This window comes from Nocardioides gansuensis, assembly GCF_003076135.1.
GTDB classification, from domain to species: Bacteria; Actinomycetota; Actinomycetes; order Propionibacteriales; family Nocardioidaceae; genus Nocardioides; species Nocardioides gansuensis.
In genome coordinates, this window is the sequence record NZ_QDGZ01000003.1 from 18,497 (window position 1) to 29,444 (window position 10,948).

The 10,948-nt window shown below is 69.6% G+C and carries 9 protein-coding genes; 7 read left to right on the forward strand and 2 right to left on the reverse strand.

The genetic code is table 11. The annotated features are described in order from the left end of the window. Positions 1-16 precede the first annotated feature (16 nt). The 5 genes from glf to DDE18_RS07110 all read left to right on the forward strand — a co-directional run bounded on the left by glf (position 17) and on the right by DDE18_RS07110 (position 7,736). Positions 17-1,192: a UDP-galactopyranose mutase gene (gene glf / locus DDE18_RS07090; RefSeq protein ID WP_211754456.1), complete on the forward strand. Its 1,176-nt coding sequence runs from the start codon at positions 17-19 to the stop codon at positions 1,190-1,192. Continuing rightward, entirely contained in the window at positions 1,189-3,207 is a 2,019-nt protein-coding gene (locus DDE18_RS07095; protein WP_211754457.1) for a glycosyltransferase, read from the forward strand. The genes glf and DDE18_RS07095 overlap by 4 nt, the downstream gene beginning before the upstream one ends. Next, positions 3,200-4,096 carry an ABC transporter permease gene (locus tag DDE18_RS07100; protein ID WP_116571567.1) on the forward strand — a complete coding sequence of 299 codons (897 nt, stop codon included), beginning with the start codon at positions 3,200-3,202 and terminating at the stop codon, positions 4,094-4,096. Before DDE18_RS07095 ends, DDE18_RS07100 begins: the two co-directional genes overlap by 8 nt. Then, on the forward strand, positions 4,097-4,870 hold the full coding sequence (locus tag DDE18_RS07105; protein ID WP_116571568.1) for an ABC transporter ATP-binding protein: 774 nt from the start codon (positions 4,097-4,099) through the stop codon (positions 4,868-4,870). Positions 4,871-5,042: 172 nt separating this feature from the next. Continuing rightward, a complete protein-coding gene (locus DDE18_RS07110) occupies positions 5,043-7,736 on the forward strand; it encodes an FG-GAP-like repeat-containing protein (protein WP_116571569.1) in 2,694 nt (897 codons plus the stop codon). On the opposite strand, the gene DDE18_RS07115 is transcribed toward DDE18_RS07110, so the two are convergent. Beyond that, positions 7,733-8,437 (reverse strand): TIGR03089 family protein, encoded by a 705-nt coding sequence (locus DDE18_RS07115; protein ID WP_116571570.1) that lies wholly within the window; start codon positions 8,435-8,437, stop codon positions 7,733-7,735. The two genes, DDE18_RS07110 and DDE18_RS07115, sit on opposite strands and share 4 nt — an antisense overlap. A 43-nt stretch (positions 8,438-8,480) precedes the next feature. Between DDE18_RS07115 and DDE18_RS07120 the strand changes: the two genes are divergently transcribed. Further along, positions 8,481-9,575: a mannose-1-phosphate guanylyltransferase gene (locus DDE18_RS07120; protein WP_116571571.1), complete on the forward strand. Its 1,095-nt coding sequence runs from the start codon at positions 8,481-8,483 to the stop codon at positions 9,573-9,575. Positions 9,576-9,578: 3 nt separating this feature from the next. Here the strand turns inward: DDE18_RS07120 and DDE18_RS07125 are convergent, their stop codons facing one another. Then, positions 9,579-10,316, reverse strand: a complete 738-nt coding sequence (locus DDE18_RS07125) for a DUF3105 domain-containing protein (protein ID WP_116571572.1) — start codon at positions 10,314-10,316, stop codon at positions 9,579-9,581. 261 nt (positions 10,317-10,577) lie between these two features. Between DDE18_RS07125 and DDE18_RS07130 the strand changes: the two genes are divergently transcribed. Further along, positions 10,578-10,835: a WhiB family transcriptional regulator gene (locus DDE18_RS07130; protein WP_116571573.1), complete on the forward strand. Its 258-nt coding sequence runs from the start codon at positions 10,578-10,580 to the stop codon at positions 10,833-10,835. Positions 10,836-10,948: the final 113 nt, after the last annotated feature.

Consider the following 10,948-nt stretch of genomic DNA (forward strand, 5'->3'; position numbering starts at 1 on the left):
ACACAGGAGATCCCCCTTGTCCGATCCCGACCTCGTCGTCGTCGGCTCCGGCTTCTTCGGCCTCACCATCGCCGAACGCTGCGCCAACGACCTGGGCCTCAACGTCCTCGTCCTCGAGCGGCGCCACCACATCGGCGGCAACGCCTACAGCGAGCGTGAGCCCGAGACCGGGATCGAGGTGCACGTCTACGGCGCCCACCTCTTCCACACCTCCAACCAGAAGGTGTGGGACTACGTCAACCGGTTCACCAGCTTCACCAACTACCAGCACCGGGTCTTCGGCCAGTACGCCGGGCAGGTCTACTCGCTGCCGATGAACCTGGGCCTGATCAACCAGTTCTTCGGCCAGTCGCACACGCCCGACGAGGCGAAGACGCTGATCGCCGAGCAGGCCAGCGAGTTCGACACCGCGGAGGCGACCAACTTCGAGGAGAAGGCGATCTCGCTGATCGGTCGACCCCTCTACGAGGCCTTCATCAAGGGCTACACCGCGAAGCAGTGGCAGACCGACCCGACGAAGCTGAGCGCCGACATCATCACCAGGCTCCCGGTCCGCTACAACTTCGACAACCGGTGGTTCAACGACAAGTACGAGGGCCTCCCCGTCGACGGCTACACCGCGTGGCTGGAGAAGATGGCGGACAACCCGAACATCGAGGTCCGGCTCGAGACCGACTTCTTCGACGTGGCCGAGGAGTTCAAGGGCAAGGTCCCGATCGTCTACACCGGCCCGGTCGACGAATACTTCGGCAACTCCGAGGGGCGGCTGTCCTGGCGGACCGTCGACCTCGAGGCCGAGGTCAAGGAGGTCGACGACTTCCAGGGCTGCGCGGTGATGAACTACAACGACCAGGACGTGCCGTGGACCCGGATCCACGAGTTCAAGCACTTCCACCCCGAGCGGACCTACCTCTCGGGGAAGACCGTCATCGTTCACGAATACTCCCGCTTCGCGGAGGACGACGACGAGCCCTACTACCCGATCAACACCGCCGAGGACCGCGAGAAGCTGCTGAAGTACCGCGACCTGGCCCGCAAGGAGCCGATGGTGCTCTTCGGCGGCCGCCTCGGCACCTACAAGTACCTCGACATGCACATGGCCATCGGCTCGGCGCTGTCGATGTACGAGAACAAGCTCAGGCCCCACTTCGCCGAGGGAGCCGAGCTCAAGAGCGGAGGAGTCGACGAATGAGCGACAACGCAATGAGTGGCACTGTGACCAGGCTGCTGCAGCGGCAGATCCTGCCGATCGACGGTGACACCGACGTCTTCCGGCTGTACGTCGACCCCGACCCGGCCGTCCTGGATCGGGACAAGTACGAGGTCGGCTCCAACCGCACCGCGCAGGAGCTCAACGCCTCCCAGATGCGGGAGTCGATCACCAGCGGCGCGCAGATCCACCCCGACCAGATCCTCGGTCGCACCGCCCTGCGCATCCCGGCGGAGCAGCGCCTCTCGTTCGGCTCCTACTTCAACGCCTTCCCCGCGTCGTACTGGCGGCGCTGGACGGTGGTCACCGACGTGACCCTCACCCTGGTGGTGGAGGGCCGCGGCGCGACGGTGATCGTCTACCGCTCGATGGCCAACGGCCGCTCGCAGCGCGTCGAGACGGTAACGACCGAGGGGGAGGAGTCCTCGTCGTTCACCTTCGACCTGCCGCTGAAGCCGTTCGTCGACGGCGGGTGGTACTGGTACGACGTCGTCGCTGGGGACGAGGACGTCGTCGTCCGCTCCGCCGAGTGGACGGCCGAGGTGTCCGCCGACCGGGCCGAGCACGGCACGGTCGACGTCTGCATCACGACGATGAACCGCCCCGACTTCGTGGCCAAGCTGCTCGGCCAGATCGCCGACACCGAGGAGCTGCGCCCCTACCTCGACCAGGTGATGGTCATGGAGCAGGGCACCAAGAAGATGAAGGACTCCGAGTTCTTCCCCGCCGCGGCGGAGTCGCTCGGCGACACCCTCCGGGTGATCGAGCAGGGCAACCTGGGTGGCTCCGGCGGCTACGCCCGCGGACAGCTCGAGTCCGTGCGCAAGGGCACCGCGACCTACGCGGTGATGATGGACGACGACGTCATCTGCGAGCCCGAGGGCATCATCCGCGCGGTCACCTTCGGCGACCTCGCCCGCCGCCCCACGATCGTGGGCGGCCACATGTTCAGCATCTACGCCCGCACCCGCCTGCACAGCTTCGGCGAGGTCATCCAGCCGTGGCGCTTCTGGTGGCAGTCGGCGCCGGGGGTGTTCAACGACTGGGACTTCGGCGCCCGCAACCTGCGCTCCACCCGCTGGCTGCACAAGCGCATCGACGTCGACTTCAACGGCTGGTTCATGTGCCTCATCCCGCGCCGGGTGATCGAGGAGATCGGCCTGAGTCTGCCGCTGTTCATCAAGTGGGACGACTCGGAGTACGGCCTGCGCGCGCGGGAGGCCGGCTACCCGACCGTGTCGTTCCCCGGTGCGGCCGTCTGGCACATCCCGTGGTCCGACAAGAACGACGCCCTCGACTGGCAGGCCTACTTCCACCTCCGCAACCGCTTCGTCGCGGCGCTGCTCCACTCGGCGTACGAGCGGGGCGGGCGGATGGTGCGCGAGAGCCTCAACCACCAGATCGCCCACCTGGTCTCGATGCAGTACTCCACCGCCGAGCTGCGGCTGCAGGCACTCGAGGACGTGCTGGCCGGACCGCACGCGCTGCACGAGAAGCTGCCGACCAAGCTGGCCGAGGTCAACGCGTTCCGCAAGCAGTTCACCGACGCCCAGCTCGAGGCCGATCCCGAGGCGTTCCCGTCGGTGCGGCGCCACAAGCCGCCGCGCAAGGGCAGGGACGGCACCGAGGTGCCCACCCGTCTCCAGACTCTGATCGCCGCCGGCATCATGCCGCTGCGTCAGCTCAAGCCGGTCCGCCCCACCTCGCGGAAGCACCCCGAGGCGGAGATCCCGGCCATGGACGCCAAGTGGTACCGGATCGCGCGCTTCGACTCGGCGATCGTCTCGATGCCCGACGGCACCTCGGCCGCCTACTACCAGCGTGACCCCGAGCGGTTCCGCGACCTGATGAAGCGCACCGTCGAGATCCACGCCCGCTTCAAGAAGGAGTGGCCGCGCCTCGCGGCCGAGTATCGCGCCGCGCTGCCGGAGATCACCTCGCCGGAGGCCTGGGAGAAGACGTTCGCGCCCTGGACGGACGAGGCCACTGATGGGTGACCTCACGAGGCACCGGGCGCGCGACGACGCGCCGATGGTCTCGCCGTCCTCGACGACCGGCCTGGTCGAGGTCTTCCGCCGCAGGCACCTGCTGGGCCTGCTGGTGCGTACGACGATGAAGTCGCGCTACCAGGGCACGCTGCTCGGCTGGGCGTGGAGCTACCTCCAGCCGGCCGTCCGCTTCTGCCTGTTCTACTTCCTGTTCCAGGTGATGATCGGCCGCGGCGCGGAGACGACCCCCAACTTCGCCATCCACCTGTTCGCGGGGATGGTGATCATCCACTTCTTCACCGAGACCTTCAACGGCGGCACCCAGTCGCTCGTGGCGAACCGGAGCCTGATCATCAAACTGGCGATGCCCAAGGAGCTGTTCCCGGTCGCCCGCATGCTGGTGGCCCTGTGGCACACCGGGCCGATGATGGTGATCCTCGTGATCGCCTGTGTCGCGACCGGGTGGCGCCCCGACATGGTCGGACTGGGGGCCGGACTCCTCGGCTTCGCCGTCACCATGTCCCTCGGCCTCGCCGTCGGCCTGACCTTCGCGGTCGCCAACGTCTACTTCCGCGACTTCGGCAAGGTGGCCCAGACCCTCACGCAGTTCGTCACGTTCAGCGTGCCGATGATGTACCCCTACACGCTGGTGGCCGAGCGCTTCGGCGAGACCGGGGCCCACTATTACCTGTTCAACCCGATGGCCGAGGCCGTGCTGCTGATCCAGCGGTGCTTCTGGACCGGCTCCACGGACGATCCCGCAGCGACCGCCGCCGCGCATCTCCCCGACGACCTGTGGTCACGTGGCTTCGTGATGCTCGGGGCCACGCTTTTGCTACTTCTCCTGGCGCAGCTGCTCTTCGCCCGCCTGGAGAAGGGCGTTCCCGAAAGGCTCTAGATGTCGACCGTCATCTCGGTGGAGCACGCGACCAAGTCCTTCACCATGCACTACCACCGCTCGCTCAAGCAGATCGCGCTCGCGAAGGCGCGCGGGCGGCAGACCTCCGACACCTTCAACGCGGTCGAGGACGTCAGCTTCACCGTCGGGCAGGGTGAGTCGGTGGGCCTGATGGGGCTCAACGGCTCCGGCAAGTCCACCCTGCTCAAGCTGATCAGCGGAGTGATGCAGCCCGACAGCGGCTCGGTGCTGACCCGGGGCCGGATCGCCGGGCTGATCGCGACCGGCGCGGGGTTCGACCTCCAGCTCTCGGGCCGCGACAACCTGTGGCTCAACGCCGCCATCCTCGGCATGTCCCGCGCGGAGACCGCGCGGAAGCTGGACGAGATCGTCGAGTTCGCGGACCTCGGGAAGTTCCTCGACACCCCGGTGACCTACTACAGCTCCGGCATGAAGGCCCGCCTCGGCTTCGCGGTGGCGATCCACGTCGACGCGGATATCTTCATCGCCGACGAGGCACTCGCCGTCGGAGACCGGCCGTTCAAGCGCAAGTGCAAGCAGAAGATGGAGGAGATCGTCGCGCAGGGCACGACGATGTTCTACGTCTCCCACGCGCCCGGCTCGGTTCGCAAGCTGTGCAACCGGGTGCTGGTGCTTGAACAGGGTCGGCTGGGCTTCGACGGGGGAGTGGAGGAAGGGATCCACTACCTCCACTACGACGATGACGACGAGGACACCCAGACCGCCGACGACGGCCTCGGCGTCGACATCTGACGCGCGATCTCGGCCGCGACGCGTCCCGACGAATTGACAAATCGCGGAGTGGTCGGCGTGTCGACTGGAAATTACAGCCTTGTAGTTACTCACGAAACCTTGCGGTGACTGGTGTGACTGGTGTGAAACTTGCTACCCGTGTGAACTTCCCCGCGCACTGGAGTAGCCACTCATGCAGCCTCATCAGGCCCCGTTCGTCACCGCGACCCAGCAGCTGCTGGCGCTCGGTGTAGTCCTCGCCCTGCTCACCCCCGCGTCGAGGATCATCTCTCTCGACGTGGTCCCCGGGAGCACCGCTCAGCCGGCGGGACTGGTGTCGGCGACGGTGCCCACGAGCCCGGTGACCCCCGAGGTCACCGAGGTGCCCCTCACCGACCGGTCCGGCCGCACCGGCGGTCTGGTCGGCCGCACCGTGCTGGGCCGGACCGTCGAGTCCGGCCACCTGCAGAGCCGCCCGCAGCCGGTCGACGGCTTCGGGACGGTCGGCGTCACGTGGGGCCACGGCGAGCAGTTCGAGGAGGACGACATCACGGTGGCGGTGCGCACGCGCACCGACGGCACGTGGGGTGAGTGGAGGACGCTGGCCTACCACGACGAGCACGCCCCAGACCCGGGCAGCCCCGAGGCCGCGCACGCGCGTCCCGGCACCGAGCCCCTCGTCGTCGGCGACGTGGACGACGTGCAGGTGAAGGCCGACGCGGCGAGCGGGCTGCCGGCCGACCTCTCCCTGGCCGTGATCGAGCCGGGCGCCGCTCCCGGCACGCAGGCCCAGGCACCGGACACGGGCGCCTCGCTGGACCCCGACGAGAAGTTCGAGGAGGAGGGCGACCGCGGCGCGATCGCGCTGCGCTCCGCCGCTGCGCCCGCCCAGCCGACGATCTTCTCCCGCGCCCAGTGGGGCGCCGACGAGCGGATGCGGGACGCCGGCTCACTGCGCTACGGCAGCATCAGCGCCGGGTTCGTCCACCACACCGTCAACGGCAACGACTACACCGAGGCCCAGGTGCCCGGCATCATCCGCAGCATCTACGCCTACCACGTGAAGTCCCGGGGCTGGAGCGACATCGGCTACAACTTCCTCGTCGACAAGTTCGGCCGGATCTGGGAGGGCCGCTACGGCGGCGTCGACAAGCCGGTGGTCGGCGCCCACACGCTCGGCTACAACGACTACTCGTTCGCGATGTCGGCCATCGGCAACTTCGAGACCGTGAAGCCGACCGACGCGATGCTGCGGTCCTACGGCGCGCTCTTCGGCTGGAAGCTCGGCCTCCACGGGGTCAACCCCGCCTCGACGTCGCAGAAGGTGGGCAGGTCCACGTTCGCCGCCATCAACGGGCACCGCGACGCCGGCAGCACTGCCTGCCCCGGCAAGTACCTCTACGCGCAGCTCCCCCTGATCCGCCAGTACGCCGTGTCCGCCGCCCCGCCTCCGCCCCCGCCTCCGCCACCGCCTCCGCCGCAGGTCACCATCACCGAGCCGGACCTCCAGACCAACCTCGTCGGCACGCCGTACCCCGACCTCGTCGTCCGGCGCGCCAGCGACGGCCAGGCGTTCATCCTCCCGACCGGTGGGCTGAGCTCGTTCACCAGCCGCAAGACGGTGTCGCAGAAGGGCTGGAAGGACCGCGTCGACGTGCTCGTCTCTCCCGACCTCACCGGCGACGGCCTGGTCGACCTGGCCTCCACGACGAGGTCGGGCCTCCTCAAGATCCGTCCCGGTACGGCGAGCGGCAAGTTCGCGGCGACGAGCAAGGTGGTCAAGTCCACCCGGAAGCACGACCTGCTCACGGCCACCGGTGACCTCAACCGCGACGGACGCAACGACCTGGCAGCCCGCCAGCAGGGTCGGCTCGTCGTGTTCCTCGGCGCGCCGAAGGGCGGGTTCAAGCGGGTCGTGGCGGCCAAGGGCATCGGCGGCTACAAGCAGCTGGTCGGCCCGGGCGACGTGACCGGCGACGGCTCCCCCGACCTGCTCGGCCGCGACTCGAAGGGCACGCTCAAGCTGCATGCGGGCGACGGCTCCGGCGACTTCGCGACGCGCAGGTCGGTGCCCGGCTCGTGGAGCGCCTACAACCGGCTGGCCGGCGGCGGCGACTACACCGTCGACGGGCGCACCGACCTGGTGGCCCGCGACGCCAAGGGCAAGGTCTACATCCTGCCCGGCCGCGGCGACGGCACCTTCGGCATGCCGCTCGGCCCGACGGCCAACCTGCGCACGATGCGCTCCATCACCGGAGCCGGCAACGTGCTCGGCGACCCCGCCCCCGACCTGGTCGGCGTCAAGGGCAACAGCCTCGTGGTGGCGCCCAACCGCGGCACCTACGACCTCGGCACGCCGATCGACACCGGCGCGAGCTTCGCCGGCGACACCGCGGTGCTCAACGTGGGTGACTGGGACCGGGACGGCCTCGGCGACGTGGTCACCCGCAACGCGGCCGGCGAGCTGGTGCTGCGCAGGGGCAACGGCCAGGGCCAGCTGGTGAGCGCCACGACCATCGGGTCGGGGTTCGGGGCGATCCCCGACCTCCGGGCGGTCGGCGACGTCACGGGCGACGGCTTCCCCGACCTGCTCGGCACGCCGCCGGGCGGCGCCCTCATGGTCTACGCCGGCACCGGCTCGGCCATCTCCTCCGGCAAGCTGGTCAACAAGAAGGACAGCGTCCTGGGTCGCGCCGGACTGCCCGTCGACCTCTCGCCGTACGACTGGGTGATCGGGATCGGCGACATGAGGCTCGCGGGCGGCGACGACTTCGTGGTCCGCCAGCGCGGCACCGGCTTTCTCTACCTCTTCAACGGCCAGGCGTCGGGCACCAGCACCCCGCGGTTCCTCGGCGAGGGGCTGGGGGTCTACGACCTGGGCGGCTAGCCGCGGTGCGTGGCCCGCTCCGCTGCCGCCGTCTCCTCGAGGCGGGACGGGTCGGGGTGGGCGACGAGGACCAGCGAGCCGCGATGCGCGAGCGGCTCGGTGAAGGTGGCGATCCCCGGTGGGGAAGCCGGGTTCGCCACCGTGAGGAGACGGCCGCCGTCGGTGAGGAGACTCCCGGCGGCGGCCGCCTCCATCAGCTCGCCCTGGGTGAGGTCGTCGGTCGCCGGGTCACCGGAGCCCGGCGGGTCCCACGGGATGAACGAGTCGGGCTGCCCCCAGACGTCGACGCCGACATCGCGTACGCCGGGCGGCAAGGGGGTAGCGAACCGGACCCCAAGAGGGAGGAGGCTGCACGCGAGCACGGGAGTCGCACTCGCGCTCCCCGCCCAGCGCTCGACCGAGTCGGGCCCGCAGACGACGGCGTCCGGCGAATCGTCGGTCGTGACCACGAGGCCGACCGTCCACGCGGCGCCGAGGAACACGGTGCCCAGCCAGTGGGCGGGCAGGTCGAGGCGGATCCGCTGGCCACGCTCCAGGTCGCACTCGTCCACCAGGAGGCCCGCCACCTTGGCGACCCAGTTTGCGTAGGTGGTGACGGAGAGCTCCACCCGCTCCCCGGTCCCGTGGTCGTAGAAGGTGACGAGGGGCTGGCCGGGGTCGGTGCGCAGCCGGGCGGCCAGGACATCGGCGAAGGTGGTCACCCGTCGATCATTCCAGCCGTGACCCGCAGGTAGCCTCGCCGACATGACTGAAGCCGACGTGGCCGCCTCGTCCCTCGACCACTTCTGGGCCGTTATCCCGGCAGGCGGTGCGGGCACCCGGCTCTGGCCGCTGTCGCGGGCGGCTGCCCCGAAGTTCCTCCACGACCTCACCGGTTCGGGGCGGACCCTGATCCAGGCGACCGTGGACCGCCTCGTGCCGCTCGTCGCGGAGCGGGTGCTGGTCGTCACGGGCGCCAGCCACCGGGATGCGGTCGTCGCCCAGCTCCCCGAGGTGGACGAGGCCGGTGTCGTCGGCGAGCCCTCGCCCCGCGACTCGATGGCCGCGATCGGGCTGGCCGCCGCGATGCTCGAGCTACGCGACCCGGACGCGGTGATGGGCTCCTTCGCCGCCGACCACGTGATCACCGATCCCCAGACGTTCCGGGCGGTCGTCACCCGGGCAGCAGCCGCCGCTCGCGAGGGATGGCTGGTGACCATCGGCATCGAGCCGACCCATCCGGCCACCGGTTTCGGCTACATCGCCGTCGGCGACCCGCTCCCGGGCCTCGACGAGACCTTCGCCGTCCGTGAGTTCGTGGAGAAGCCCGCGGCCGACGTGGCGGCACGCTACGTCGAGGACGGATACCGGTGGAACGCCGGCATGTTCGTCGCCCGGCCAGGCGTGATCCTCGACCTGCTCGCCGGGGAGGACCCCGACTTCGCGAGGGCGCTGCGCGGCATCGCGGCGGCGCCCGAGACGCTCGAGGAGGCCTGGTCGACCCTGCCGAGGATCGCGGTCGACCACGCGGTCGCGGAGCCGGCGGCCGCAGCGGGCCGGGTCGCCGTCGTGCCGGGCTCCTTCGGCTGGGACGACATCGGCGACTTCGCCTCGCTCGAGACCCTGCTGCGGAGTGCAGGCGGCCTCACCGTCCTGGGCGACCCGGAGCTCGTGCGCACGCTCGACGCCTCGGGGCTCGTCGTGCCCTCGGCCGGGCGGGTGGTCGCGGTGGTCGGGCTCGAGGACGTCGTCGTGGTCGACACCGGTGACGCCCTGCTGGTCACCACCCGTGAGCGAGCCCAGGACGTGAAGGCCGTGGTGGCCGCCCTCAAGGAGGGCGCCCACCACGGCCTCACGTAGCGACTACCTGACCGTCGGCTCGGGGGAGTCCATGTAGGGGTAGTCCTCCATGAACTGCTCGAGCGCAGCGCCGCTCGGGGCCTCGCAGTACTGGAAGACGCCCACCTGCTTGCCGGTGGTCTCGGCGCCCGCGCCGCCGATCGACCAGTGGGTCAGGGCCACGTGCTGGCCCTTGGGGAACGGCTCGCCGTCCTCCTCGGTCCACGGCACGGCCTTGAACTTCAGGCGCAGGTCGTCGGTGCCCTGCAGCTTCTGGGCGATGGCGCGGAGGTCGTCCATCTGGGCGTCGTCGGCCGCGACGGTCTCGTCGTACCAGAGGATGGTGTAGCCGTGCTCGAGGTTGTGCACGAGCTCGCCCACGTCGGGGCGGTCGGACTCGATGTAGAGCTTGCGCTCCATCTCGTCCCAGACGTTGTAGTGCGTGCCGAAGGCCGGCGGGGCGTCGTCGTAGGTGATCGGGGTGCCGGGCTCGACGTGCTCCTGGCTGCCGGTCGCCTTCTTCGTGGTGACCTCGCCGCAGGCGTCGGCGGGAGCTCCGATGTCGGAGAGCGCCTGGTCCTGGATGCCGCGCAGCTCCCACCAGTCCACGAGCGGGCGGTAGGCCGCTGCCCCGACGATGAGCAGCGCCACCAGCACGCAGACGCCCACGATCATGGTGCCGCGGCGCTTCTCGGCGCTCTTCTGCTGCTTGCGGATGGACTCGATGACCGCCTGGCGGTCGGTCTTTGCCTGCTTGGCCACGGGGAGTGCGTCTCTCTTGTCAGTCCAGACTTCTCGTCAGCCGGAGTGTCGTCGGCAGAGTCTACGGAGTGGCCGGGGAGACCCGCGCCTCCGCACCCCCGCGTCAATCGACCAGGTGACCGGCGGCCGCCACCATGGCGGCGGTGGCGTCGTGGTCCTCGTCGGTGGTCTGGTCCATACCAGATGCGGGCTTGACTTCCGTGGATGACAGGCATGTAATTCCCGTAGTGTTCTTCTCCGAGGGTCGAAAGGGCGAGCGCCATGAGAGCAGAGCTGTTTCTCCTCGAGCCGGAGGCCGAAGAGCTGGGTTGGCAGGAGCGTGCCCTGTGCGCCCAGACCGACCCTGAAGCCTTCTTCCCTGAGAAGGGTGGCTCGACCAGGGAGGCCAAGAAGGTCTGCCTGACCTGCGAGGTGCGTGATGACTGCCTCGAATACGCACTGATGAACGACGAGCGCTTCGGCATCTGGGGCGGTCTCTCCGAGCGGGAGCGCCGCAAGCTGAAGAAGCGCGCAGTCTGAGCACGACCCAGCTCCACCGTCTGCGCACCACCTGACGCACGCACGCTCCGGTCCCGTGTCCGACACGGGGGGCCGGAGCGCGTGCATTTCCGCTCCCGGGGCTCACGTAGGGT